The 24402-nt window shown below is 69.5% G+C and carries 25 protein-coding genes and 1 pseudogene; 21 read left to right on the top strand and 5 right to left on the bottom strand.

All coding sequences use genetic code 11. The features are described 5' to 3' along the window. Nucleotides 1–145 precede the first annotated feature (145 nt). Both ACFY2Q_RS27980 and ACFY2Q_RS27975 read left to right on the top strand, forming a co-directional pair. Complete coding sequence (locus ACFY2Q_RS27980; protein ID WP_387135343.1) at nt 146–1474, top strand: LLM class flavin-dependent oxidoreductase; 1329 nt, start codon at nt 146–148, stop codon at nt 1472–1474. A gap of 120 nt (nt 1475–1594) precedes the next feature. After that, the gene (locus ACFY2Q_RS27975; RefSeq protein WP_387135340.1) at nt 1595–2203 is read left to right on the top strand and encodes a monooxygenase family protein; all 609 of its coding nucleotides are present in this window, start codon (nt 1595–1597) and stop codon (nt 2201–2203) included. 28 nt (nt 2204–2231) lie between these two features. On the opposite strand, the gene ACFY2Q_RS27970 is transcribed toward ACFY2Q_RS27975, so the two are convergent. Continuing rightward, on the bottom strand, nt 2232–3272 hold the full coding sequence (locus ACFY2Q_RS27970; protein ID WP_387135337.1) for an LLM class F420-dependent oxidoreductase: 1041 nt from the start codon (nt 3270–3272) through the stop codon (nt 2232–2234). Nucleotides 3273–3507: 235 nt separating this feature from the next. Here ACFY2Q_RS27970 and ACFY2Q_RS27965 point away from each other — a divergent pair, with 235 nt between their 5' ends. From ACFY2Q_RS27965 to ACFY2Q_RS27955, 3 genes are all read left to right on the top strand, one after another. Beyond that, nucleotides 3508–4185 (top strand): Crp/Fnr family transcriptional regulator, encoded by a 678-nt coding sequence (locus ACFY2Q_RS27965; protein WP_387135335.1) that lies wholly within the window; start codon nt 3508–3510, stop codon nt 4183–4185. Nucleotides 4186–4436: 251 nt separating this feature from the next. Further along, nucleotides 4437–5720 carry a hypothetical protein gene (locus ACFY2Q_RS27960; RefSeq protein WP_387135333.1) on the top strand — a complete coding sequence of 428 codons (1284 nt, stop codon included), beginning with the start codon at nt 4437–4439 and terminating at the stop codon, nt 5718–5720. Nucleotides 5721–5949: 229 nt separating this feature from the next. Beyond that, nucleotides 5950–6627, top strand: a complete 678-nt coding sequence (locus ACFY2Q_RS27955) for a pyridoxamine 5'-phosphate oxidase family protein (RefSeq protein WP_387135331.1) — start codon at nt 5950–5952, stop codon at nt 6625–6627. A gap of 4 nt (nt 6628–6631) precedes the next feature. Here ACFY2Q_RS27955 and ACFY2Q_RS27950 read toward each other — a convergent pair whose 3' ends face one another. Then, complete coding sequence (locus ACFY2Q_RS27950) at nt 6632–7552, bottom strand: NB-ARC domain-containing protein (RefSeq protein WP_387135329.1); 921 nt, start codon at nt 7550–7552, stop codon at nt 6632–6634. A gap of 313 nt (nt 7553–7865) precedes the next feature. Between ACFY2Q_RS27950 and ACFY2Q_RS27945 the strand changes: the two genes are divergently transcribed. The 12 genes from ACFY2Q_RS27945 to ACFY2Q_RS27890 all read left to right on the top strand — a co-directional run bounded on the left by ACFY2Q_RS27945 (nt 7866) and on the right by ACFY2Q_RS27890 (nt 18562). Further along, nucleotides 7866–8234, top strand: a complete 369-nt coding sequence (locus ACFY2Q_RS27945; RefSeq protein WP_387135326.1) for a cupin domain-containing protein — start codon at nt 7866–7868, stop codon at nt 8232–8234. Next, nucleotides 8227–9576 carry a class I tRNA ligase family protein gene (locus tag ACFY2Q_RS27940; protein ID WP_387135324.1) on the top strand — a complete coding sequence of 450 codons (1350 nt, stop codon included), beginning with the start codon at nt 8227–8229 and terminating at the stop codon, nt 9574–9576. The genes ACFY2Q_RS27945 and ACFY2Q_RS27940 overlap by 8 nt, the downstream gene beginning before the upstream one ends. Continuing rightward, nucleotides 9569–10612: an NAD(P)/FAD-dependent oxidoreductase gene (locus ACFY2Q_RS27935; RefSeq protein ID WP_387135322.1), complete on the top strand. Its 1044-nt coding sequence runs from the start codon at nt 9569–9571 to the stop codon at nt 10610–10612. Before ACFY2Q_RS27940 ends, ACFY2Q_RS27935 begins: the two co-directional genes overlap by 8 nt. 13 nt (nt 10613–10625) lie before the next feature. Next, nucleotides 10626–11885, top strand: coding sequence for a lysine N(6)-hydroxylase/L-ornithine N(5)-oxygenase family protein (locus tag ACFY2Q_RS27930; protein WP_387135319.1), 1260 nt, complete (start codon nt 10626–10628; stop codon nt 11883–11885). Between the two features lie 5 nt (nt 11886–11890). Continuing rightward, complete coding sequence (locus tag ACFY2Q_RS27925) at nt 11891–12271, top strand: hypothetical protein (protein WP_387135317.1); 381 nt, start codon at nt 11891–11893, stop codon at nt 12269–12271. Then, nucleotides 12264–12953, top strand: a complete 690-nt coding sequence (locus ACFY2Q_RS27920; protein ID WP_387135314.1) for a LysE family translocator — start codon at nt 12264–12266, stop codon at nt 12951–12953. Before ACFY2Q_RS27925 ends, ACFY2Q_RS27920 begins: the two co-directional genes overlap by 8 nt. A 218-nt stretch (nt 12954–13171) precedes the next feature. Then, nucleotides 13172–14839, top strand: a complete 1668-nt coding sequence (locus ACFY2Q_RS27915; protein WP_387135311.1) for an AAA family ATPase — start codon at nt 13172–13174, stop codon at nt 14837–14839. 31 nt (nt 14840–14870) lie between these two features. Next, nucleotides 14871–15326, top strand: coding sequence for a hypothetical protein (locus ACFY2Q_RS27910; protein ID WP_387135309.1), 456 nt, complete (start codon nt 14871–14873; stop codon nt 15324–15326). Then, nucleotides 15323–15541: a DUF2997 domain-containing protein gene (locus ACFY2Q_RS27905; RefSeq protein WP_387135306.1), complete on the top strand. Its 219-nt coding sequence runs from the start codon at nt 15323–15325 to the stop codon at nt 15539–15541. Before ACFY2Q_RS27910 ends, ACFY2Q_RS27905 begins: the two co-directional genes overlap by 4 nt. Beyond that, nucleotides 15525–16364, top strand: coding sequence for a ComEA family DNA-binding protein (locus ACFY2Q_RS27900; protein ID WP_387135304.1), 840 nt, complete (start codon nt 15525–15527; stop codon nt 16362–16364). The genes ACFY2Q_RS27905 and ACFY2Q_RS27900 overlap by 17 nt, the downstream gene beginning before the upstream one ends. A 43-nt stretch (nt 16365–16407) precedes the next feature. Then, on the top strand, nt 16408–17034 hold the full coding sequence (locus ACFY2Q_RS27895) for a 4Fe-4S single cluster domain-containing protein (protein ID WP_387135302.1): 627 nt from the start codon (nt 16408–16410) through the stop codon (nt 17032–17034). Between the two features lie 136 nt (nt 17035–17170). Further along, nucleotides 17171–18562, top strand: coding sequence for a glycoside hydrolase family 6 protein (locus ACFY2Q_RS27890; RefSeq protein ID WP_387135300.1), 1392 nt, complete (start codon nt 17171–17173; stop codon nt 18560–18562). A 287-nt stretch (nt 18563–18849) separates the two neighbouring features. On the opposite strand, the gene ACFY2Q_RS27885 is transcribed toward ACFY2Q_RS27890, so the two are convergent. Continuing rightward, a complete protein-coding gene (locus tag ACFY2Q_RS27885; protein WP_387135296.1) occupies nt 18850–19332 on the bottom strand; it encodes a hypothetical protein in 483 nt (160 codons plus the stop codon). Between the two features lie 66 nt (nt 19333–19398). Continuing rightward, nucleotides 19399–19827: a hypothetical protein gene (locus tag ACFY2Q_RS27880; RefSeq protein WP_387135295.1), complete on the bottom strand. Its 429-nt coding sequence runs from the start codon at nt 19825–19827 to the stop codon at nt 19399–19401. Between the two features lie 238 nt (nt 19828–20065). Here ACFY2Q_RS27880 and ACFY2Q_RS27875 point away from each other — a divergent pair, with 238 nt between their 5' ends. Next, nucleotides 20066–20533: a hypothetical protein gene (locus ACFY2Q_RS27875; RefSeq protein ID WP_387135293.1), complete on the top strand. Its 468-nt coding sequence runs from the start codon at nt 20066–20068 to the stop codon at nt 20531–20533. 105 nt (nt 20534–20638) lie between these two features. On the opposite strand, the pseudogene ACFY2Q_RS27870 reads toward ACFY2Q_RS27875, so the two are convergent. Continuing rightward, nucleotides 20639–21349, bottom strand: a pseudogene (locus ACFY2Q_RS27870) (NADPH-dependent F420 reductase); the annotation flags it as partial. A gap of 314 nt (nt 21350–21663) precedes the next feature. Here ACFY2Q_RS27870 and ACFY2Q_RS27865 point away from each other — a divergent pair. The 3 genes from ACFY2Q_RS27865 to ACFY2Q_RS27855 all read left to right on the top strand — a co-directional run bounded on the left by ACFY2Q_RS27865 (nt 21664) and on the right by ACFY2Q_RS27855 (nt 24195). Further along, nucleotides 21664–22365: a hypothetical protein gene (locus tag ACFY2Q_RS27865; RefSeq protein WP_387135291.1), complete on the top strand. Its 702-nt coding sequence runs from the start codon at nt 21664–21666 to the stop codon at nt 22363–22365. Between the two features lie 35 nt (nt 22366–22400). Beyond that, the gene (locus ACFY2Q_RS27860; RefSeq protein ID WP_387135289.1) at nt 22401–23474 is read left to right on the top strand and encodes an XRE family transcriptional regulator; all 1074 of its coding nucleotides are present in this window, start codon (nt 22401–22403) and stop codon (nt 23472–23474) included. A gap of 151 nt (nt 23475–23625) precedes the next feature. Next, on the top strand, nt 23626–24195 hold the full coding sequence (locus ACFY2Q_RS27855) for a nucleotidyltransferase family protein (protein ID WP_387135286.1): 570 nt from the start codon (nt 23626–23628) through the stop codon (nt 24193–24195). The last annotated feature ends 207 nt before the right edge of the window (nt 24196–24402 follow it).

The following is a 24402-nucleotide window of genomic DNA, read 5'->3' as shown; positions in this document are numbered from 1 at the left end:
GCCCGGGGGCGGGGGGCGCCCGCCCCCCCGCGCCCCCCCCGCGGGGCGGGGGGGGGCGGGGCGGGCGGCCCCCCCCGCCCCCCGGGGGCGGCCGCGCCCCCCCCCCCCGGGGGGCCCCCCCCCCGACCCTCGGGAAGGGGGAAACATGCACCTGAACGTGTTCACCGAATGCTCGCCGTCGCCCCAGTTCGTCGGAATGTGGCGAGCGCCCGGCGACGCCACAGCCACCGGCTACCGGTCGCTGGACTACTGGGCCGCTGTCGCCCGGCGGCTGGAGGCGGCCTGCGTCGACGCGCTGTTCTTCGCCGACATCCACGGCACCTACGACGTCTACAAGGGGTCGTGGGCGACCGCCGTCCGGCACGCCGTGCAGATCCCCTCGATCGACCCGGTGCCTGTCGTCGCCGCGGCGGCGATGGCGACAACCGACCTCGGCTTCGCGGTCACCTACTCCACCACCTACCACCAGCCGTACGAGTGCGCCCGGCTGTTCTCCACGCTCGACCACCTCACCCGGGGCCGGATCGGCTGGAACATCGTCACCTCGTACCTGCGCTCGGCCACCGACAACGGGCTCGGCGAGTATCTCGACCACGACCTGCGCTACGACAGGGCCGACGAATACCTCGACGTGACCCGCGCGCTCTGGGAGCGCAGCTGGGACGACGGCGCGGTGGTGCGTGACACCGCCGGCGACGTCTTCACCGACCCGTCCCGGGTACGCGCGATCGACCACCAGGGCCAGTGGTTCACCGTGCGGGGTCCGCACCAGTGTGAGCCGTCCCCGCAGCGCACACCTGTGCTCTACCAGGCGGGCGCGTCGGGTCGGGGCCTGGCGTTCGCCGCCCGGCACGCGGAGGTGATCTTCCTGACGATGGCCGATCCGGCGAGCGGGGCCGAGACGGTCCGGCGGTTGCGCCAGCGGGTGTCCGAGGCGGGACGCGACCCGCGGGGCGTACGCGCCCTTCAGGGCACAATGGTGATGGTCGGCGCCGACCGCGCCGACGCGAAGCGCAAGGCCGCGCAATACCACGAGCTGTGGAGCCCGGAGGGGCAGCTGGCGAAGTGGTGTGGCTGGATGGACATGGACCTGGCCGCGTATCCGGATGAGACCCCTGTCGACGAGGTGAAGAATCAGGGCAGTCAATCCTTCCTGGGCTTCCTGCGTGGGCTGAGCCCCGAGCGGTCGTGGACCATCGGCGACGTTCGGTATCTGGTGTCCCGCCCCCGGCGGGCCCGTCGAGACGCGCCGATGACCTTGTTCGGCACGGCCGAGGAGATCGCCGACCGGATGGAGCAGTGGCTGGAGGTCGCCGACGTCGACGGCTTCAACCTGATCCCGTGCAGCCCTTCGGACGGTCTCGGCGACATCTGCGACCTGCTCATCCCCGAGTTGCAACGGCGCGGCATGTTCCGCACCGCGTACCGGCCGGGCGAAACCCTCCGGCAGCGCTACTTCGGACCGGACGCCTGATCGTACGCGCCCAGCGACCCACCGACACTTTCGCAGTATGTTGAAGCATCTTGTTGGGTTGCGAATGTCATTGCTAGTGTTCGCTGGTATTCGACCCAGCATTGGAAAGGGTGTCCGGGCATGGGCAGGAAGCCAGTCGTAGGCCCGAGGATGACCGCCGAGATCGAGGGCGATTTCGCTGTTTTCATGACGGGTATGCGGATCAACAACTTCTTCAAGGTCAACCGTTGGCTGCCGACCTTCTGGTCGATGGGTGGTGTGCTCAAGACCATGTTCGCCGATCAGGAGGCGACCGGGGCACTGCACGCGCACGCGTACTGGGGCAATCGAGGGGCGGTCATGATCGCCTATTTCCGCAGCATCGAGCACCTCGAACGGTTCGCCAACAATCGCGAGTTGGCGCACTCCAAGGCTTTGCAGGACTACTTCCGGCGCATGAAGGACAACTCCGCCGTCGGCATCTGGCACGAGTCCTACGTGGTCCGCAACGGTGAGTATGAGGCCGCCTACAACCACCTGCCGGTGGCGACCGGCCTCGCCGCGGCTGGGGAGTGCGTGCCGATCAGCCACCGGGGCAACAGCGCGTCGGCCCGCCGGGCCGCCGGGGCGCGCGCCGCAGCCGAGGCGGCTGCCGCGTCGGGCCGCGACGTGGATCCGTTGGCACCGGTCGTGGACGAGATCTTCCCGGGAATCGTCGCGGACCCCGCCGCCGACCGCAGCGTCGCCTGACGATCCGTACCATCCGCTGGCCCACCGCTCAGTCGAGCAGACCGCGCAGCCGCTCGACGAGTCGCAGTCGGTCCCGGTGTGTGCGGGCCAGCGGGGTCACGTTGAGGGTGGTCGCGCCCGCCTCCCGGTAGGCGGCCAGCCGCTCGGCCACCCAGGCGGCGGGGCCGATCAGGCAGGTGCCGTTCACCAGTTCCTCCGGCACCGCCTCGGCCGCGGCGTCCCGTCGTCCGGCCAGGTACAACTCCTGCACGGTGCGAGCCGCCGCACCGAACCCGTACCGCTCGGCGAGCGTGTTGTAGAAGTTCGCGCCCACCGCCCCCATGCCTCCGAGATAGAGCGCCAACTCCTGCCGGGCGAGCCGGCGCAGGTGTGTGACGTCGTCGCCGATCGCCAGCAGGGTGTTGACGCCTACGTCGAGCGGCCCGAGCGACGGGTCCCGCCGCTCGGCGCCACGGGCCAGGCTCTCGCCCCACACGGCGGCGGCCCGCTCGGGATAGAAGAAGGCGGGGTGCCATCCCTCCGCCAACTCGGCGGCCAGTTCGACGTTGCGCGGCCCGATGGCGGCGAGGGTGATCGGGATGCGCTCCCGGACCGGCTTGTTGATCATCTTGAGCGGCCGGCCAAGTCCCGTGCCCTGCTCGGCGGGGAGCGGAATGTGGTAGTGGGTGCCCTGGTGGACCAGCTTCTCCTGGCGCCACACACGCCGGCACACGTCGATCACCTCGCGTGTGCGGGCGAGGGGCGCGTCGAACGGCACGCCGTGGAACCCCTCGATGACCTGCGGGCCCGAGGCGCCCAGGCCGAGTGTGAACCGGCCCGCCGAGACGTGGTCGAGCCCGGCGGCCGTGGTGGCGATCAAAGTCGGCGTACGCGTGTACAGCTGCATCACCCCGGACGCGATGCCCAGCCGCTGGGTTCGCCCCGCGATGAATCCCAACTGGCTCACGGCGTCGAACGTGTACAGCTCGGCCACCAGCACCAGGTCCAGGCCTGCCTGCTCGAAGTCGACCAACTCGTCGGCGACGTCGATGACCCCTGCGCGGTAGTTGAGAGGCATGCCCAGTCGCATCGCCGACGCTCCCGAGATCGTATGTGTCGTATGTGCAAGCCTTTTTACGTCATCGCAAAGGTTCTCCACAAGGCTGGAACGCTCCACCGCAGCGTGAGGCGGGTGCCGACCATCTGGCTCACCTCGGCTGCTTCCTCGCCTTTCCAGGTGTTCATGAGCCTTGCCTAGTGTCTACGGCGAGGATGTGGTTTCCTTCTATGTGTGCTGTGCTGTGCCGGGCGGAAGGTAGGCCGACGTGACACATGCCAATCCCCTGCAGAGGCTCGACATCCCGGATTTCCGGGCGCTTGCGGGGCGGGTGACAGGGACGTCGCTCATCGAGATCTCCCGTAACAACCCTGTCTATCGAGGCGGGACGCGCGACGACCACGTCTATGTCGTGGAGCGTGGCCAGGTGAAGACGCAGATAGTGGCCGCGAGCGGCAAACGGTGCCTGCTCTCGGTGTACGTCGTAGGCGACCTGTTCGGCGAGACCGCCCTGCTCGGCATGGAGCGGCTGGAATCGGCGATCGCGTTGACCCGTACCGTGCTGCTGCGGATCCCGGCAGCGCGGGCCGCTGCCGTGCTGGCCGCGGACGGCTCCGGTGACGTGCTCGCGCGTCAGTTGGGCATCCGTCTGCGGCACCAGCAGCAGGTGGTGGCGGACATGGTGACGATGCCGAGCGAGCTGCGCCTCGCGGTGCGACTCCAGGATCTGGCCGAACGCTTCGGCCGGCGTGGCCCGGGTGGCACCCGTGTGGACATCGCCTTCACCCAGGAGGACCTGTCCGAGATGGTGGGCACCACACGGACCCGCATCGGCCAGTTCCTCAAGCGATTCCGTGAGCTGGAAATGGTGGAATTCACCCCCCGGTCGCACCTGACCGTCCACGAGGATCGACTTTCTTCGTGGATTTCCGCCGCAACGCATTGACTGCTCATTAGTGAGCAGACCGGCGACTGTCGACAGTGAATGATGATTACCAAGTAACCCCACTATCTGGGAGGTACCCCATGAAGAAGCTTGTCGTTCGCAAGCTCGAGCCGATCAAGACCAGCGCCAACGCGGACTGCGTGCCTGCGGCACTGTGACAAAGGGTTCATGATCGGCGGGGACCGGCGTGAGTGATCGCTCCGGTTCCCGCCGAGCGCCGTCTGTACTGCGGAAGTGGAAGGAATCGCCCCATGGCCGTCAACACGGCTGAGTCCGTCGTCACCGTCCGTCCCTTCGTCTCGACCACTGACGGCGCGGACGTCATCATCGGCGACACCGACCGCAAGGTCTATCTCGCCATTCCGGCCGAGGGGCTGGACATTCTGCAGGCGCTCGCCGAGGGCCGCACCATCGCCGAAACCGCCCGGATCTACGAGCGCAAGCACGGCGAGAGCGTGGACGTCGAGGATTTCGTCGCCGTGCTGGCCGACGAGGGCTTCGTCACCCGCGGCGGCGAGCCCAGCGCCGCCACCGAACCGGCCCACGAACACGCGCATCGGACGATCAAGCGCTGGAGCTTCGACTGGATCTCCCCGGCCACCGCGCGCCGACTCACCGGTGCTGCCGTGATCGTTCCGGGCCTCGCGGTCATCCTCGCCGGCGTGGCGATGGCGATCAGCGATCCGGGCCTGGTGCCCGGCCCCCGGGCGCTGCTGTTCGAGGGTGGGAACTTCGCCATCCTCACCATCATCAGCGTCACACTGGCGATGCTCGGGCTGTCGCTGCACGAACTCGCGCACGCCCTGGCGGCTCGCTCGGTGGGTGTGTCGGCGACGCTCGGCATCAGCAACCTCATGTACATCCTGGTCGCCCAGACGGACATCAGTGGCATCTGGATGGCGTCCAAGCGTGCGCGGTTCAAGGCATTCCTCGCCGGATTCTTCGTCGACGCGTTCGCCGGATCCCTGCTGGTCGCGTTCCTGTTCGCCACCCGGCGCAACGTCTTCGACGTGCCCAACTGGATGTCCCTGCTGGCCAGCGCGGCCCTGCTCACCTTCCTGGTTCGCATCGGATTCCAGTTCTTCTTCTACCTGCGGACCGACGTCTACTACGTGATCGCGACCGCCCTGAACTGCCGCAACCTGATGTCGGACACCGAGCGGTTCCTGGCCAACGGGATCAGGCGGATGACCTTCCGCCGGCACAAGGTGGTCTCGCAGGAGGGCATCCCGCGCAAAGAGATGCGCAAGGTGCGGGTGTACGCGGCGGCGTGGGTGTTCGGCCGGATCTTCTCGCTGTTCGCCCTGGTGTTCACGATCCTGCCGGTGCTGTGGCTCTATCTGGAGCAGTTCGTGCTGCTGGCGCTGGGGGAGCCGACGCGGTTCTCGTCGGCCGACTTCGCCACTGTCGCCGTGCTCGCCGCGCTGCTCAACGGAGGCGGCCTGGCGATGTGGGGTCGGAACCTGTGGCGCGGCTGGCGCCGCCGGCAGGCCGAGGACGCCCGGACGCTCGCCCGACAGGCCGCGACCAGCTGACGTCGTAGCCACGGACGCCAGGCCCGCGGTGCGGGTCTGGCGTCGGTGCGTCTGCGGTCGGGCGACGGACACCGGTCCCGTCCCGCACCGCCGGCCCGGCCCTCTGCCCACTTCTGGACGTGCGAGTCTCGTCGCGGCGCTCCTACACTCCAGCCTCGGGCCGGCCAGCACCCGATCGACCCCTGGCCGGTCGGGGCTGCCGAGACAGGTTACCGACGGGAGACAAGTGATGAGCGACGCCGACCTGCCGTTGTCCGCGACGCCCCGAACCGCGTTGCATCGCATGAAGGAGAAGGGGCACCGGGACCGGAGTGCCCTGTTCGACGTTCTGCGGGCCAGCTTCGTCTGCCATCTCGGCGTCCTCGTGGACGGTTGTCCGATGGTGGTCCCGACCGTCTACGGTTTCGACGACCAGCACCTCTACCTGCACGGATCGGTGGCCAGCCGGAGCCTCACCACAGGCGCGGAGGTCTGTGTGACGGTGACCGTCGTCGACGGCCTGGTCCTGGCGCGCTCGGTCTTCGAACACGGGATCAACTACCGCAGCGCGATGATCTACGGCAGTCCGCGTTGGGTGACCGACCCCGACGAGGTGCTGCATGGTCTCCGGACGCTCACCGAACATGTCGCCCCCGGTCAGTGGGACTATGCCCGTCAGCCGAACCGCAAGGAGTTGGCGGCCACCGCCCTGTTGGCGCTCCCGCTCAGCGAGGCGTCGGTCAAGACCCGCAGCGGCCCGCCGGACGACGGTGACAGCCCGGACGCCGCGCGTGGCCACTGGGCCGGGGAGTTGCCCCTGGTAGCCAGGTGGCAGCAGCCGTTGACCGACCCTGCGCTGCCCGCGACCGTGCCGGTGCCGGCGCACGTGGCCGCCCGCGCCGGAGCCCGCGTCGACGGGCGACGGTGACCGCCTATCTCAGCTGCGCGGCCAGCTCGTCAAGGGAGAGTCGGGGAGCGGTGGCCGCGGAGGCGGCCACAAGTGTCAGCGCCCGGGGGATGCCCGCGCAGTGGGCGATGATCCGCTGGACCGCCTCACGCTCGGCCGCGAGGCGCCGCTCACCGAGACGGGACCGGAGCAGTTCCCACGCCTCCGCCGGGCCGATCTCGTCGACCACGACGGGTCGCGCGGCCTCGCCCGCGACCAGGCAGCACAGGCGGTCCCGGCTGGTCACCACGACCATGCATCCCGCCACGCCGGGCAGCAGCGGGCGCACCTGCTCGGCGTCCCGCGCGTCGTCGAGCACGATGAGCATCCGCCGTCCGGCCAGGGCGCTTCGGTAGAGCCCAGCCCGCGCGGCCAGGTCGCACGGAATCTCTCCGGGTACGTCAAGAGCCTGGATGAGGCTGCCCAGCGCGTCGGACGCGGACACCGCCTGCTCATCCGTGCGGCTGCCGCGCAGGTCGAGGTGGAGCACGCCGTCGGCGAAGCGCGCGGCGACCCGGTGTGCCCAGTGCAGGGCCAACGCCGTCTTGCCGATCCCGCTCTGCCCGGTGAGGACGCAGATCACCACCGCCGACATCCGCCGCGGCCCGCCGTCGAGCAGCCGGTCGAGCTGGGCGAGCTGCGCTGAGCGGCCGACGAAGCCGGGAGTCTCCAGTGGTAGTTGCATCGGACGTATCCGCGCCGATGCCGACGGACGGGCAGGCAGGTCGAGCGCGTCGCGGAGCAGTCGGACGGTCGCCGGCCGGGGTTGGGTCACCCGCGCGGACTCCAGGTTGCGGATGCTGCGGACGCTCAGCCCGGTTCTGGCGGCCAACTCCTCCTGGGTGAGGTTGGCTCGTTGTCGGGCTGCAATTATCTCGTCACTCAGGGTTTCGATGAAGCCGATCACAACGCCGTCCTCACTCGTCGGCCCCGTACGAATTTGGCTGAATGTGCCGTCTGTACCGCCGGATTTGCGTCGCTGGCTGGGTGGCAGCGGCGACTTTGCCGGTGATCTGCCGGTTCGATTCCTGTTGGCGTGATCACTCTATGTCCACAGTGGCCATGTCGCCATTGGTGGCCGTGGAAGTAGCCGAAATGGGATGGCGGCGTTATCCGCCCGCCTCGTACGCACACGACCGCCCGATTTATCCCCAACGCGACATCGCCGGAAGTAATTGCTCCGCGAAATTTCAGGTCCCAACCGACCAGGGAGGATGGCCATGCGTAGATATGTCAGCGACGTTGCGGAACTCACCGAGGAATACGGCATTCAGATCGGCCGCTGGGCGCAGTACCGGGACCTGGGGCCGTTGCCGTTCGACGCGATGTGGTGCGTGATCCCGCCCGGCGGCAGCAGCGCGGAGGACGTGCACCCGGAGGTCGAGTTCGCTGTGGTGACCCGCGGCACGGCCGTCTACGAGGCGGGCGGACAGAAGGTCGAGGTGCCCACCGGGGGCGTCATCCTGCTCGATCCGGAGCAGCGGCACATCATCCACAACCCGTCACCGGAACAGTCGCTGACGATCCTGAGCATCTACTGGATGCCCCCGGTCGACAGCGCCGAAGCCGATGGTGTGGACCGTGACTGAGGGTGCGGTGCTCGTGGTGACCCCGCCACCGACACCGAACGGGCCACTGCACGTCGGCCACCTCTCCGGCCCGTACGTCGCCGGGGACATCGCGGCCCGCGCGCTGCGCGCCGATGGTCGCCGGGTGGTTACCCAGTGCGGCCTGGACGCCCACCAGAACTACGTGCTGGCCAGGGCCGAGGCGCACGGGGAATCCGTCACGGACACCGCCGCCCGCTACCAGGCGTCGATCGGTGCTGCCCTGGACGCGGCTCGCATCCGGTACGACATCATGGTCGACCCACTGGCCGACGAGGGCTACCGCCGTGCCGTGGCCGATCTGCTCAGTGAACTTGTCGACGCGAAGGTCGTCGAGGTCGCCCCGGTGTCGCTGCGCGCGTGCGCCACCTGCCACCGCGTCCTGCACCACGTCCGGGTCGCCGGGACCTGCCCGGTCTGCGGTGCCGGAGCGGCCGGCGGCACGTGTGAGGGCTGCGGCAGCCTCTGCACCGCAGCGACCCTGGTCGGGGCGCTGTCGACCTGCTGCTCCGCTGTTCCCGAGCCGGTCACCCACACGGTCCCGGTGCTCCGCCTGGCCGAGCACCGGGAGCGGCTGGCCGAGTTCTGGTCCCGGGCGGTGCTGCCACCGCGACTGCGTCGGCTCGTCGCGGCGTACCTCGATGACGGGCTGCCGGAGGTGCCGCTGGCGTACCCGACCGACTGGGGCATCGAGTGGGACGACGGCCTGCGGATCGACGTGTGGGCCGAGATGGCCCTGGCCAACCTGATCCTGCCCGCCCGCCACCTGCGTCCGGACGCGGACACCCTGGCCGGCTACCTCGACGCGTGGCAGGGCATCGACGAGCAGTGGATCTTCCTCGGGGTCGACAACGCCTTCTACTACGCCGTCCTCATCCCGGCCCTGCACCTCGCCGCCGGGCTGCCCGACCGGCCCACCGGTCTGGTGGTCAACGAGTTCTATCGGCTCACCGGCTCGAAGTTCTCCACCAGCCGGCAGCACGCCATCTGGGCGCACGAGTTCCTGTCCAGCGAGGATCCGGCGGTGGTGCGGGCGTTCGTCTGCTGGGACCGGCCGGACAGCTACGAGTCCGACTTCCAGCCGGAGGCGTACCAGGCTTTCAAGGCGCGATACGCCGAGGCCCGCGACCCGGCCGGACCCGGCCTCGACGCGGCTCTTGCGGACATCGAGCTGACGCGGGGCGAGCAGGCGCTGCGCCTGGAGCACTTCGATCCCGCCGCTGCGGTCCGCGCGGCACTTGTCGCGCATCGCAGTCGTCCCGATCGGGCGGCCCGGCTCCTGGATCTTGTCGGCGGCACCCTTCCGGCGGAGTCCGGTGGCTGAGCCACGGGTACTCGTCGTCGGCGCCGGCCTGAGCGGGGCCCTGCTGGCTCGGCGGTTGCAGGACGCGGGCGCCGAGGTGGTGCTGATCGGCACGGGAGTCGACGGCCCGACGGGTGCGTACGCCGACGCCACGGCGGCCTCCGGTGGGCTGGTACGGGCCTTCGAACCGGACCCGGCCGCCCGATCCCTGGCCACCGCCAGCCTCGCCGAGTTGCTTGCCGACACGGCTCTGGCCGAGCATGCCGGCTGGCGGCGGAGCGGCTCGCTCTACCTGCTGGACGCCGACGACCCCGGCATCGGGGCCGGCGTCGAGGGGGCCGGCGTCGAAGTGTTAACCGGTCGGCAGGTCGCCAGCCGGTTCGGCTTCGGCTCGCTGCCGGAGCGCAGTGTGGCCGTCTGGGAGCGGCACGCCGGATACATCGTCCCGGACCTGCTGCGCCGAGCGGCCCTGCGTGGCCTGGACCACACCGAGGTCACGCCGATGGCCCGGCTCGACGGCGGCACGGTCGAGCTGCGCGACGGCCGACGACTCGTCGGAGACCTCGTGGTCGTCGCCGCCGGCCCGTGGACTCCGGGCCTGCTGCGTACCGCCGGGTTCGCCACCACCCTGCACACCAAACACATCCAGTACGCCTACTACGCCGTGGCTCGGAACGACCTGCCGTGTTTCGTCGACGAGACGAGTGGTCTGTATGGCCGCCCGGCCGGGCCGGGACGTCTTCTGCTCGGCCTTCCCAGTGGACGCTGGGACGTCGAACCGCCGACGCCCGAGCCCGACACCGAACTGTCGGAGCGGGTACTGGCGACCGCCCTGCGGCGGCTGCCGGGCCTGGACCCGCGGCCGCTGGGCCCACCGGTCAGCGCGGTCGACTGCTACAGCGAGCCCGCCGGTCTGGCGTTGCGAGCCGTCGCGGGAACCGTGCACACCTTCACCGGCGGGAGCGGAGGCGCCGCCAAGACCGCGCTGGCCGCCAGCCGGCTCGCCGCCGCCGCCCTGCTTGACAACCGATCCGCCGTCAATCTCCCAACGGGTTAGACAGAGGTAGAAGATGACGCAGACATACCATGCAGTCGGAATTGGTGCCGGGCCAGCCAACCTGAGCCTCGCGGCCATGTACGACGTGCTCGCGCCACACCAGATCGCCCTGTTCGAGGCGCGTGACCAGCCGGGCTGGCACGACGGGATGCTGCACAGCGGCGTACGGATGCAGACCGGCTGGGTCAAGGACCTGGTCTCGCTGTACGACCCGACCCATCCGCTGTCGTTCCTCAACTACCTGGTCACCACGGGCCGGGTCTACGCCCTGCTGGGCGCGGGTTTCGACACGATCCCGCGGGTGGAGTACCAGCAGTACCTGGTGTGGGCGGCGAGCCAGTTGCCGCACATCACCTACGGCACTCGGATCGACCGCGTCGAGTTCGACAGCTCCCTGGTGAGCCGCAGCGGCGGGGAAGCCGTCGCCCGATCCCAGCACCTGGTGATCGGCACCGGGACCATGCCCTACGTGCCGGAGTTCCTGGGCGCCCTCGACCCCCGACGCGTCTTCGTCGCCGACGAACTGCACAAGCGCCTCGCCGCCGTGCCCGACGAACCCGACCTGCCGTGGATCGTGATCGGCAGCGGCCAGACCAGCGCCGAGTGCGTCGCGGCGTTGCTCGGCCGTGGGTGCCGCGACATCAAGTGGATCGGCCGCCGGTCGTGGTTCGCGCCGTTGGAGGATTCCCCTTCCGCAAACGACCTGTACCGGCCCGCGTACCAGGAGGCGTTCCTCAACCTCTCCCGGGACGTCCGCGAACGCCTCGTCTCCGGTCAGATCCTCACAAGCGACGGCATCTCGCCCGGCACGCTGCGCGGCATCTACCAGCACAACTACGAGGAGCGGCTGCGGGCTGGGCGGTTCCCGGTCACGATCATGCCCAGCCGGACCGTCACTGGTGCCCGGCAGTTGGACGGCGAGATCGAGCTGGAGTGCCTCACCGCCGGCAGCGGCGAGGAGCGGCACCGTGCGGCGAACGTTGTCGTCGCGGCGGGACGGCGGCTCGCGCCGCTGCCCTTCGACCCGGAACTGTCGGCGCTCGTCGACGTCGACGAGCGCGGCGAGCCGATCATCGAGTCGGACTACTCGATCCGGTGGAAGCACGCCGACGACCACAAGATCTTCGTGCTGAACCGGGGGCGATACGTGCAGGGGCTCGTCGACTCCAACCTGAGCATCCTGCCGATCCGCAGCGCCATGATCCTCAACTCGATCGCGGGCCGCGTCGTCTGCCCGTTCCGCGACGACTACCTGAGCACGCAGTGGGCGTGAGCGCGATGACCAGATTCGACTACGACGACAAGATCTTCGTCTCGGTGGACCACGCCGAAGCCGGCGGCGTACCCCTGTCCGGCCACTACCACCAGCGTGGCGACCTGGTGTGGGGGGAAATCACCGGCGGCGGCGTTCGACACGGCTCGCTGGCCGGGACCTGCGACGTCGACGGCGTGGTGCGGTTCGCCTACCTGGAGGTGCTCGCCGACGGCGCCATCGTGGTCGGCGAGTGTGTCTCCCATCCGGAGCGCCTTCCGGACGGCCGCATCCGGCTACGCGAGGAGTGGCGCCGACACGGTCCACGTCCGGACAGCGGCGTGTCCGTCATCGAGGAGGTCGCACCAGCCTTCGCCGCTCAGAGAAAGAACCCGCAGCATGTCTGACATCCAGATCGTCGCCTTCATCGCCGCCAGCCTTTTGATCATCATCGTGCCGGGGGTCGACTTCGCGCTTGTCACAAGGCAGACCGTCCGCTACGGCCGGCGGGCTGGCTTCGTGGTGCTGGGCGGGCTCGTCGTGGCCGCCCTGGTGCACGCCTCGCTCGCCACGGCCGGTCTGTCCGCGTTGCTGCTCTCCTCGCCGGTGCTCTACACGGTGCTGCGCATCGCCGGCGCCCTCTACCTCATCTACCTGGGCGGCACCATCCTCTGGGCCACCCGACCACGGCGGGTGGCCCCGGCCGAGCAGCCGGTCACGGTTGGCGCGGGGTCGGGCGGCAACGGCACGGGTACGACTGTCGTGGAACCCCCCGCGGACGAGGAACCGCACGTGGCGCGGCGGTCGTTCATCATGGGGATCACCAGCCAGCTGCTGAACATCAAGGTGGTCATCTTCTACGTGTCGTTCGTCCCGCAGTTCGTCAAGCCCGGTGACGGGGCGGCGGCTCGTACGGCGGTGCTCGCCGCGACGTTCATCGGCCTCGCGGTGCTCTGGTGGGCCTGCTACATCCTGCTCATCGACCGGCTGCATCCCTGGTTGACCCGACCCGCCGTGCTCAAGGTGATCGAGCGGCTGACCGGACTGATCCTGATCGTCCTCGCCATCCGGATCGCACTGAGCGCCTGAACCGGTGTTGACGGGCCGCGCGGCGTCGAGCGCGCGACGTGCGGTCCGTCATACCGCCGGGATCGACAGATCCTTGCTCTCCAGAGGCGCCCAGGCCACGGCAATTGTCACCGACATGGGCTTCACGCTCGGCGAAGTCCACGTCCGGTTCCGTTGATCGAGGTCTTTACGAGCACTGCTAGGGTCGGCTGGCCTGAGGTGATGAGGGGGAGTCGGCGATGGCGATGGCGACAACGTTCCGCGACGCGCTCTCGCAGTTGCTCAAGGCGCGCTTCCCCATCCTCTACGTCGAGTCGTACGAGGAGCACCGGGTCATTCAGGAAGTGACGGCGGTGGCGCGCGACGCGGGCCTCGTTCGTACCCCCCGAGCGGTCTGGACCTGGTCGGCCACGGAAGGGCTGGTCCAACCGGACGGCACCCCACGCAAGGGCACGACGGACCCGGAGGATGCGCTCGACGCGGCGCTTCGGATCGACGAGCCGAGCGTGCTCATCTTCAAGGACATGCACCCCGCCCACGGCGGTGGCGATCGGCCCGGTGCCCCCGGGGTGGTCCGGCGGCTGCGGGACGTGGCGGCGGCTTTCAAGTCGGGCCCTGTCGCTCGTGCGCTCGTGCTCGTCTCTCCCGTGCTGCGGATACCTGTCGAGCTGGAGAAAGACATCACCATCGTCGACTTCTCGCTCCCGAGCGACGCGGAGATCCGGGCGGTGCTCGAAGGGATGATCGCAGCCAACTGTGCCAACGGCCGGATCCGCATGGGGTTGGACGACATCGGCCGGGAACGGCTGGCCAAGGCGGCCCTCGGCCTCACGCTTCAGGAGGCCGAGAATGCCTTTGCCCGCGCGATGGTCAACGACGGTGTGCTCGATCTCGACGACATCGCGGTAGTGCTCGAGGAGAAGCGACAGACGGTACGCAAGTCAGGGCTGCTGGAGTTCGTTGACGTCAACGTCGACCTGGCCGACGTGGGCGGACTGGAGAATCTGAAGCGGTGGCTCGCCAAGCGGGACAGCTCCTGGTTGGCGGACGCTGCGGAGTACGGGCTTCCCGCGCCCCGGGGAGTGCTGATCACGGGCGTACCCGGCTGTGGGAAGTCGTTGACCGCGAAGGCCGTCGCCGCGACCTGGGGGCTGCCGCTGCTCCGGTTGGACGTCGGCCGGATCTTCTCGGGGCTTGTCGGATCGAGTGAGCAGAACCTGCGCAACGCCATTCGGACGGCGGAGGCGACCTCACCGTGCGTCCTCTGGGTCGACGAGATCGAGAAGGGCTTTCCGGCGGGCGGTGCCAGCGGCGGCGACTCGGGCACCTCGTCACGCGTCTTCGGCACCTTCCTCACCTGGCTCCAGGAGAAGACGAAGCCGGTCTTCGTCATCGCGACCGCCAACAACATCGAGAGCCTGCCACCGGAGATGCTGCGCAAGGGACGCTTCGATGAGATCTTCTTCGTCGACCTCCCGACAAGCACCGAACGCGTCGCCATCTGGTCCGTTCACATCGCAAAGCGCCTGACACGCCGGGCTGTCGCCGGCGGCCTCGCCGTCGAGGACGCCCTGCTCAAGGAACTCTCCGTGCTGAGTGAGGGCTATTCGGGAGCGGAGATCGAGCAGGCGGTGATCGCCGGTCTCTTCGACGCGTTCTCGGAACGACGCCCGTTGCGCAAGGACGACCTCGTACGTGGCGTGACGAACATGGTGCCGCTGAGCGTGACCCAGGCGGAGCGGATCACCGCCATACGGGCCTGGGCCGAGGAACGCACGGTGGCGGCCACCGCCGCCGAGGACTGGGACCTGCGTGGCCGTGCCGGCACGCCCGATCCGCCCACAGTCACCAACCGGCCCGGCGATCCGCCACCGCGCAACGGCGGTCAAAGATCCGTCGAGTTCTGATGCCCCCGACGCGAACGAAAGGACTGGACCGTTGAGCGTCTCACTGGTGCTCGTGCCACTGGCCGTGGCCACCGTCGCCGCCGTTCGCGGTGCCACCGCGGACCGCGACGAACGCGGCCGCGTCATCTGCCAGGTGCAGACACGGATGCGGGACGAGGCGTTGCTGACCGCCGCCCTGCGCGAGACCAACGCCGTCGTCACTGCCGAGGACCAGGAGATCGTCGCGGTCTGGGACCGCGCGCAGGCGAACTTCCGGCGCGGAGAGGACGAGGTGTGGTCGGCGCACCTGACCGGCGATGTCGACGAGCACAAGGCCGTCGACATCATCCGTGCCGTCGACGCCGGATACGGGCGGCAGGTCCAGCGCGCTGTCCTCGACCGGCTCCGCGAGCGCGCCCCGGCCGCAGGGCTTCGGCTGGAGTCCGAGACCGTCGCCGACGATTCGAGCGTACGGATGGTCTTCGCGGTCGAGGGGCGGCAGTCATGACGGAGAAGCCGCAGATCGTGTTGACAGTGGCGAGCGACGGCATGGTGAGCGCCGAGACCAGGGGTGTGGCGGGTAGCGGCTGCCTCGACTACATAAGCGTGTTGGAAGACCTACTCGACGCCCGCACCGTGGAGAGCGCCTATACCGCCGACTACACCAGGGCCACCGTGACCAGGCAGAACCTCCAGGAAGATCTCGATGTCGAACGTGCCTGACGGGGCGTGGGCCGCCCCACCGCCACCGACGAACCCGGGCGCGAGCCTGTGGTGGCGGATCCTGCACAGCTGGTGGTTGCTGCTTCCTCTCGTCGGCATGGGCTGCCTGGGCGGAGCGGGCTTCCTCTACGTCGGGCTTCGCGCCCGGCGCGCGAGTTGGTGGATACCGGGCATCGTCTATACCGCTGTCAGTGTCGCCGCGTTCGCGTTCCTGGACGGCTCGGGCAAGCGGACCACAGTGGGCGGCTGGGCCGCCGGCACGCTTCTCGCGATGTGGGTGGCGAGCATCTTCCACGCCTGCCTCATCAACTCGGCCTGGCTGCGGTGGCAGGCGAACCACGTGCCCTGGTACGCGCAGCAAGCGGCACCGCCGCCTGTCTGGACAGGCGGCCCCTACACTCCGGCGCCGACGGGGCCACCGTCCTACCCGCCGACGTCCGCACCGCCGGCGGTGGCGGGCATGCTCCCGAACCCCGGCACCTACTTCGGTCCAGGCCCTGCGGCGGCGCAGCAGCAGCCACAAGCAACGACACCGCAGCTCTCGGCCCCCGAAGCGTCGCCCCCGTCGGCGATCGACGTCAATGCCGCGACATCCGAGCAGCTCGCCGCACTCCCGCACTTCCACCCCGACCGTGTGCACCAAGTGATGACCGAGCGGCAGGCACGTCAGGGCTTCGGCAGCGTGGAGGAGTTCGCCGCAGCGGCGAATCTTGCCCCCCACGAGTTCGCCCGCATCAGGGCCCTGCTGACCTGCGCACCGCCGCACCTGGGATCGCCCGGTCAGTCGCCGCCGCTTCCCTACGGCCGCGTACTCGATGTCTGAAGGCGGTCCCCGCCCTCTTCCTCCCACATCGGGGTCGGTGTCAGTGGCACGGATCCTCGCGTCGACTCGGGCCGAAGGGCCGGGCGACCGCACGGCGGTCTGGGTGCAGGGCTGCACGATCCGATGCGCCGGCTGCTTCAACCCCCACATGTGGGCCTTCCGGGGTGGCGAGCGGCTTGCACCAGACGACCTGGCAGCCCGCATCCTCGATGCCGGCACCGACGGGTTGACGCTGCTGGGCGGCGAGCCGTTCGACCAGGCCGGGGTGCTCGCCGAGGTCGCGAGCACCGTACGCCGAGCGGGCCGATCGGTAATGACCTTCACTGGCTACACCAGCCGGCAGCTGCGGGAGAGCGTCGCCGAGGGTCGTGACGATGTCGGCGCGTTGCTCGACCAGACGGATCTGCTCGTCGCCGGCCCGTTCCTGCGGGATCGTATCGACATCGTCAGGCCCTGGGTCGGGTCGACGAACCAGGAGTTCATCGCGCTGAGCGACCGCTTCCCGCACCTGCTCGACGATGTGCGACGTGAGCACGACCGCATCGAGGTCAGCGTCGACGCCTCCGGTCAGGTCGCGGTCAACGGATGGGCGGAGATGGAACTGCTCGACGAACTGCTGAGCTCCCTGGGCCCCAGCTCGCCCGGTCGGCGGCCGCCCCCGGCTGGGTAGCACCGCCACCCGCCTAACAGCCGCCGGTCTTATCGACGAGCCTTCATGTCTTGGCAGGGACGCGCGCCTCCGCTACCGTCCATGGGAACGCTCCCATGAACTTAGTAACATCTATGTGATCAGGAGGCAACACGTCGTGGCCATCCTCTCCTCGCTCCGCCGCAGATCGGTGGCCGCCAGCGCGGCGGCCGTCGCGGGCGCCACAGCCGTCGGCGTCTTCCTCTCCGTCGGCGGAGCCTCCGCCGGCACACTGTCCGGGTCGCTCTACCGCGACCCGAGTTCGGCAGTCGTCCGCTGGGTCGCCGCCAACCCCGGCGACTCGCGCACCGCCGTCATCCGGGACAAGATCGCGAGTCAGCCGCAGGCGCGCTGGTTCGCCAACTTCAATCCGTCGACCGTGCAGGCCGAGGTCTCCGGGCACATCAACGCCGCCAACGCGGCGCAGCAGATCCCGGTGCTGGCGGTCTACGAGATCACCAACCGGGACTGCGGCGGGGCCAGCGCGGGTGGGGCACCGGACCTCAACCAGTACCAGACGTGGGTGACCAACTTCTCCCGAGGCCTGGGCAACCAGACCGTCATCATCATCCTGGAGACCGACTCGCTCGCCCTGCTGACCTGCCTGAGCAGCGCCGAGATCAACGCCCGCAACCAGGCGATCTCGACCGCCACCCGGACCATCAAGTCGGCCAACCCCAACGCCAAGGTCTACCTCGACGGCGGCCACTCCACCTGGAACAGTTCGGGTGAGACGGCCAACCGGCTCCGGGCGGCCGGCGTGCAGTACGCCGACGGTTTCTTCACGAACGTGTCGAACTTCAACTCCACCTCCGGCGAGGCGAACTTCGGCCGGGCGGTCATCTCCGCCCTCAACGGCATGGGCATCTCGGGCAAGCGCCAGGTCATCGACACCAGCCGCAACGGGGGCGCCAGTGGGGACTGGTGCGGTGACGACAACACCGACCGCCGCATCGGGATGTACCCGACGACAAACACCGGCGACGCCAACATCGACGCGTACCTCTGGGTGAAGCCGCCGGGAGAGGCGGACGGCTGCCGCTTCACGGCCGGTTCGTTCCAGCCCGAGTTGGCCTTCAGTCTGGCCAACGGCGCGCCAAACCCGCCGCCGACGACCGCTCCTCCGACGACCCCGCCCCCGACCACGGCTGCCCCCACCACCCCGCCTCCGACCACGGCACCCCCCACGACGCCGCCCCCCACCACGCCGCCGCCGACCGGTAACGGCTGCTCGGCGTCGGTGGCGCTCAACCAGTGGCCCGGCGGCTTCACCGCGAGCGTCAACGTCACCGCCGGCTCGGCGAGCATCAACGGCTGGACCGTGACCATCACGCTGCCCGGCGGCGCCGCGGTCACCAGCACCTGGAACGCTCAGGCGAGCGGCACCAGCGGAACCGTCAGGTTCTCCAACGTGGGCTACAACGGACAGGTCGGCGCGGGGCAGTCGACCAACTTCGGCTTCCAGGGCACCGGCACCGGCCCTAGCGCGGCCACCTGCGCGGCCGCCTGACCCCCACACCGCGGCGGGGGGGGGGGGGGGGGGGCCCCCCCCCCCCCCCCCCCCCCCCCCCCCCCCCCCCCCCAAGAAGGGGCGGGGGCGGGGGCCCCGCCCCCCCCGGGGGGGCCCGGCCCCCCCCCCCGGCCCCGCGCCCCCCCCCGGGCGGGCCCCCAACCCCCCCCCCCGGGGGGGGCCGGGGGGGGCCCCCCCCCCCCCCCCCGGGCCCCCGCTCCCTGTCCCGCGATACTCAGTTGGCGGCTTCGCCGGTCCCGTCAGCGCTGCCGGCTTCGCCGGTCCCGTCAGCGCTGCCGCCAAACTCGGAAGGTCTGCTGAAGCCGCCACGCTCCGTCGGGCTGTCGTGCCTCGTTGCGCCAGCGGAACTCGTCGGCCTCGATGTCGGAGAAGGTCCACCGCAGATCGCCGCCGTCGAGCACGATCTCCTCGGCGACGCGGGAGGCCAGGAAGGTGTGCGTCCGGCGGCGGCCCGGCCCCACCCAGGTCGATCGCCAGATCCCCGCACCCGCCGTGGGGTCCGGAAAACGCAGGCTGACGCCGTGCTCGACGCCGGGCAGGATCCAGACGTCGGTGGTCGCCGACCCGCCCAACGCGTAGCCGAAATGCCACTCGCCTCGACGCACGGTCGAGGGGCCCTCGGGGTCGTACTCGGTGCAGTCCAACAACCAGGACCCGGCGAACTGCCCGAACAGGCTGAGGTCGACGCCCTCGGCGGGGCCGTCCGCGAGGAAGGCGGCAGCGATGGCGGCGGACGAATCGATCACCATGCCAGAACGATAGTCGTACCCGCGCAACAGTCTTTGACGCGGACGATCACCGCCCAGGACCCACCGTCAACGGCGAACGGCAGCCAGCGCTCCGGCGATAACGGTTCCGAATCCGATGGCCATCAGCGGAATGCCCAACCCGAAAGGCAGCCCGCCGATCCAGTCGATGGTGGCGCCCTCCGGCAGCATGCCCAGGCTCACCGCGACCACGGCACCGGCGATGAACATCCCGGCCACCGTCGCACCGGCTGTGAGCAGCGCGAACTCCACCGACCGGCCAGCCCAGAGGCTGGCACCGATGGCAATCACGAGGAATACCACTACCCACCAGGCCCAGCTGTCCGACTCCTCCAGGTAGGCCCAGCCCGAGTACGACCACCGGTGGCGGCGGCTGGCGCGAAACCATGGGATCAGATAGCCGAGCAGGGCAGTGGCGGTGCCGACCAAGAGCAGCGGGCTGGGTGCCGGGCGGTACCAGCGAGGGGAGTCGTCCATGGTCTGGCAGTTTAGGTTTACCCGTGGATGACCTGCTGCCTTCCTCCGGCACACCGACACGTGTCCACTTCGGAGGTAGGGACAGGCGCCCTCATATCTCGGCAGCGGTGCGCACCCTCGTTGCCATCCATGGACTGCTCCGTGATGACTCGGATCGCGGGTGCCGTGCTGCTGCAACCGTTCCGGCTGTGGCGGCCGCAGGAGTTGATGGCTTGTCGGCCTCCCTATAGTTGCGACCGTGACGGATCACCGGGAGCGGCCGCCCCACCTTGAACATCGGGGGTTCGACTGGCCGCCGGGAGGCGTGAACCCGTTCGATCGCGGCTTTCCCCAGGCCGGTCGGCTCTACTGGGCGCACGAGCAGCCCACCTTGCTGTTCCCGGCGGATCAGCAGCCGGAGCGCACGGAGCTGGCACGGGCGATCCCCATGGGCTACAGCACGTTGCTCCTGATGGAAAGGGTCGCGGTGGTTACGCGCGGGGAGCGCAGTCGGCGTAAGTGGAAGCATCAGGCTCTGCACCGCAGTGTCGGCCCGTACCAGGAATATCAACTCATCGTGCCGCCGAACGGGCCCGAAGAGAGGTACCTCATGGTCGGTGCGGCTTGGCCCTTTGAATGGACGCACCGTGACGCGGTGCGGCTGGGTCAACTGACCGGCCGGGTGGTGCTGGTATGCCGCGTCCTCAGCTACGAGTCCTGGCACTGAGCACGGGCCAGGCGATCCCCACCAGCGCTTCGACGAGGCCTGTCATCTAATCCGCAGCGAGACGGCACCTACTTGATCCTCGCGGACGGCAGGGGTTGCACACCGTCACCTCATGACTATGGGCCGCGCTCGTTTCAGGTTGAGGGCCAGCTCCTCGCGGCTCTGCCCGGGCACGGAACGGTTCCACGCGGGTGTGCCGGGAGCGGAGCGCCACGACTCGCTCAGCGGACTGATGTCTACCGTGTCGAATCCGAACTGGTCGTACAAACGCGTGACAACGGCAACAGCTTCGGGATAGTCGCTCGAGACCGCGAGCGCAATCCGGTCGGGAGTACCTGCCGGCCGCCCCATCCTGAGCAGGCTGGGAGCCTGGATGTTGGTGAACGCCTTGGCGATCTTCGACGTCGGAAGTTGCTCCTGGCGCAGCTCGTGAACTGTCTTCTCACCGGAGTCAACCACCGGAAAATGGCCGTCGCGCCAGATCATGTAGTTGTTGGTGTCCAGCACGATCTTGTCTGCGAGTTCCTCGACGGGCAGGTCGACGACGGGCTTGTACGGAAAGGCGAGGACGGCGAAATCAGCCGCTGCCGCGGCCTCCGACGCATCCGCCGCGCGCGCCGCCGAACCCAACTCGGCAACAAGACGTCGCAGAGTCTCCGGCCCTCGCGAGTTGGCGATGACGACCTGGTATCCGTTCGCTATCGCCGCGCGTGCGATCTGGCTCCCCACCTCGCCGGCGCCGATGATCCCAATCGTTGTCACAGATGCCTCCATAAAGAATTCCTCAGCGGTCCTTGCCCACGTGCCCGATCGCGCTCCGCGCCGCGCCTCTCACACGGCGCCAACATGTCCGCATCGCGGCACCCGGCGACGGGGTGGAGGGCCCGCGCCATCCTCATCGAGGGGGCCCTCGGTCGGCCTGACCCTCGGCTCCTCGATGCTCATGAGCCCATCCTACCGTTCGGTACAGATGGTGTTTCGACGCACCTACCTATCGGTACGGAAGTAGGCGGGCCGGGCAGGACCCCCGCCGAGCGGCGCACGCGGGATGCGGGTCCGGTGTCGATTCGTGGCGTGTCGACCGCTTGATTTCCGCAACATCAACTGTGGGATCGGCTACGTTTTGCGGCATGAGTCTGCTGGACGACGCGGTGACGGTGCTGGACGAGCGCGGAGTGCTGGAACCACTGGGTGACCTGATCCGGCAGGTCTACAGGCGTGCCGCGGACCGGCACGAACCCGAGCTCGGCGACGACGCGATGAGCTTCGGCACCACTGTGTGGCGCAACCTCGCCAACCTCGGCAAGGCCACCTTCGAGGGCATCGACGGCGTACGCGTCCGGCTGGAGGACAACTCGCTGGAGATCGTCTGCGCCGGTTACGTCGTGCGCCTGTATTCGCTGCAGGGCGGGATCGATTCGATCCGCTGGGAGGGCAGCGAGGCCCGGCTCGGCGGGGCAATCGAGAACAGCCGCGACGGGCAACTCGCCTTCGACGACGAGGAACAGTTCCCCGAGGTGTTCGCCGGCGTCCTGCCGCCGAAGCGGCACATCCGCATCGCGCACACCGGGGACATCACCACCGGGGAAGCGATCGCCTACCTCGGCCTGCCGCGTGACAACCGCGACGGCGGCTCACCCTGGTTCGAGGTGAAGCTTTGGTTCGGCGAGCCGGCCGCTGTCGGAAGCCCGCTGCCGATCGTCGGAAACCCGGCGGAGCTGCCGGTGGCGCGGCACGACGAGCTGCCGATCCCCGAGCTGGCGATCGAGACGCTGCGTCCGGGCACCGCTGCTGGTCGTACCGGTGGTCGTGTCGTCGGCCGAATGGCGTGACCGGCGGGCAACGACCGCCGGTACCCGCAGCCGCGGTGGCCGCCGCGTTCGAGCCGCACGCGCTCGGCCTGGCCCGGCGTTGGCGCCGGATGCGTAAGAACGAACTCGCCCGGCAGATCGGTGTGACGGCGGCGGCGGTCAGTCAGTACGAACTGGGTCAGGCTCGCCCCTCGGCGGCGGTGCTTGCTCGGCTGGCGTTAGCTCTGTCGGTGCCGGCCGAGTTCTTCGGCTCCGGCTTTCCGACACCCACCACACCCGGCCACGCGCACTTCCGCAGCCTCCGGGCGACCAGCCAGGCCGAACGCGACCAGGCCGAGGCGTTCGGCGAGGTCGCCTGGCGGGTCGTCGAGGTGATCGGCCGACACCTGCGGCTGCCCGCGTTGCGGCTACCGCACCTCGACCTGCCCGACCCGGTACGCGCCAAGGACATCCGGGCGGCGGCGCTGGCGGCACGGGAGGCGTTCGACCTCGACACCGGCCCGGTCCCGCACGTCGTCCGACTGCTGGAGGCGTACGGGGTGATCGTGCTCGACCTGCCCGACGTGTCGGAACGCGTTGACGCCTTCTCTCACTGGTACGGCCAGCGTCCGTTCGTCTTCCTCAACCCGGCCAAGAACGACAAGGCCCGCTCGCGGATGGACGCCGCCCACGAACTCGGCCATCTGCTGCTGCACCACGACGCCGAGCCCGGCAGCCAGATCCTCGAACGCGAAGCCACGGCGTTCGCCTCCGAGCTCCTCGCCCCCAGCACTGTGCTGGCGGAGGAACTACCGACCCGACTCGACTTCGACCGACTCCACGAACTGAAACGCCGCTGGGGCATCAGCCTCAAAGCCCTCGTCTACCGCAGCCACGACCTCGGCATCTACCGGGACCATACCTACCGACGCGGAATGGCCCTGCTCGCCCAGTGGGGCTACCCCGAACCCGGCGACCTCGGCCCCCGCGAACAACCAGCACTGCTCGGCAACGCCACCGAACTCCTCCACCAGCAACGGATCACCACCGGAAGCCTTGCCGTGTCGGCGGGCCTGCCGCCAGCCCTCGCGCAGACCGTCATCAACGCCGCCACCGAACGCGTCCCCGATCTCCGGCTCACCCTGATGTAACACGGGAAAGGATCGGCCTACCCGGAAGGATTCCTGCTCGTCTTGCGGCACACCGATTTCGGCTACGAGGAGGTGGGCATCCAGGTGCCGGGCGGCAGCGTTCGCCCGGGTTCGACTGAGCAGGCATCCGACTACCTAACCGGGGGAGACGATGCGGGAGGACGAGCTACGAGACCTGGTCGAGCGCAGCCCGTGGCTGGTCCGGGCGTTGGGTGTCGTTCGGGACTCCGGCCTGCCGGACGCCTGGATCGGCGCGGGCGTCATCCGCGACCTGGTCTGGAGCGAACGGTACGGCGATGGCTTCGACCCGTCATCGGTGCGGGACGTCGATGTCGTCTTCCTCGACGCGACGGACCTGAGCCGCGACAACGACGACCGGGCCACCGAACGGCTGGTGGCGGCCTGGCCAGAGCCGCCGTGGGAGGCGAAGAACCAGGCCGCCGTACACACCTGGTACCCGACCAAGTTCGGCGGCGGCCCCGTGGCGCCGTTTCGTGCCATCGCCGCCGCGGTCGCGACCTGGCCCGAGTACGCCACAGCCGTGGCGGTACGCCTCGACGCGCACGACCAGATCGTGGTGTGCGCGCCGCACGGCCTCGGCGACCTGCTCGACGGGGTGTGGCGGCGCAACCCGACCAGGGCCAGTCCGGAGATCTCCCGGCAGCGACTCGCCCGCTACCGCCCCGCCGAACGCTGGCCCGGCGTCCGCGTCGTGACCTGAACTCGGCGATCGCCCGGTCGGGCTGAGGCTCGCATGGCGCCCCGCATCGAGGCAGATCAGCGTGCTCGACCAACGTGTGGGTTGGGTTACGTCGTTCAGTTGTCGAGCGCGCCGTCGTGCTGGTCGTCGTATCGGTGCGGGGGGCCGAGCACCCGGCCGGGCGGATCAACTTCTAGACCGTGTCCGGATACACGCCACCCGCCTGGC

The sequence above is a fragment of the Micromonospora sp. NPDC000316 genome (assembly GCF_042898885.1).
Lineage (GTDB): Bacteria > Actinomycetota > Actinomycetes > Mycobacteriales > Micromonosporaceae > Micromonospora.
Note: the sequence above shows the minus strand (reverse complement) of the source record. Positions and strands in the feature narration are given on the sequence as shown.

Excerpts from the sequence above, each read along its gene's own strand:
- ACFY2Q_RS27980 (WP_387135343.1), top strand. The coding sequence starts at position 146 with ATGCACCTGAACGTGTTCACCGAATGCTCGCCGTCGCCCCAGTTCGTC.
- ACFY2Q_RS27975 (WP_387135340.1), top strand. The coding sequence starts at position 1,595 with ATGGGCAGGAAGCCAGTCGTAGGCCCGAGGATGACCGCCGAGATCGAG.
- ACFY2Q_RS27970 (WP_387135337.1), bottom strand. The coding sequence starts at position 3,272 with ATGCGACTGGGCATGCCTCTCAACTACCGCGCAGGGGTCATCGACGTC.
- ACFY2Q_RS27960 (WP_387135333.1), top strand. The coding sequence starts at position 4,437 with ATGGCCGTCAACACGGCTGAGTCCGTCGTCACCGTCCGTCCCTTCGTC.
- ACFY2Q_RS27955 (WP_387135331.1), top strand. The coding sequence starts at position 5,950 with ATGAGCGACGCCGACCTGCCGTTGTCCGCGACGCCCCGAACCGCGTTG.
- ACFY2Q_RS27945 (WP_387135326.1), top strand. The coding sequence starts at position 7,866 with ATGCGTAGATATGTCAGCGACGTTGCGGAACTCACCGAGGAATACGGC.
- ACFY2Q_RS27930 (WP_387135319.1), top strand. The coding sequence starts at position 10,626 with ATGACGCAGACATACCATGCAGTCGGAATTGGTGCCGGGCCAGCCAAC.
- ACFY2Q_RS27925 (WP_387135317.1), top strand. The coding sequence starts at position 11,891 with ATGACCAGATTCGACTACGACGACAAGATCTTCGTCTCGGTGGACCAC.
- ACFY2Q_RS27920 (WP_387135314.1), top strand. The coding sequence starts at position 12,264 with ATGTCTGACATCCAGATCGTCGCCTTCATCGCCGCCAGCCTTTTGATC.
- ACFY2Q_RS27915 (WP_387135311.1), top strand. The coding sequence starts at position 13,172 with ATGGCGATGGCGACAACGTTCCGCGACGCGCTCTCGCAGTTGCTCAAG.
- ACFY2Q_RS27905 (WP_387135306.1), top strand. The coding sequence starts at position 15,323 with ATGACGGAGAAGCCGCAGATCGTGTTGACAGTGGCGAGCGACGGCATG.
- ACFY2Q_RS27900 (WP_387135304.1), top strand. The coding sequence starts at position 15,525 with ATGTCGAACGTGCCTGACGGGGCGTGGGCCGCCCCACCGCCACCGACG.
- ACFY2Q_RS27885 (WP_387135296.1), bottom strand. The coding sequence starts at position 19,332 with ATGGTGATCGATTCGTCCGCCGCCATCGCTGCCGCCTTCCTCGCGGAC.
- ACFY2Q_RS27880 (WP_387135295.1), bottom strand. The coding sequence starts at position 19,827 with ATGGACGACTCCCCTCGCTGGTACCGCCCGGCACCCAGCCCGCTGCTC.
- ACFY2Q_RS27865 (WP_387135291.1), top strand. The coding sequence starts at position 21,664 with ATGAGTCTGCTGGACGACGCGGTGACGGTGCTGGACGAGCGCGGAGTG.
- ACFY2Q_RS27855 (WP_387135286.1), top strand. The coding sequence starts at position 23,626 with ATGCGGGAGGACGAGCTACGAGACCTGGTCGAGCGCAGCCCGTGGCTG.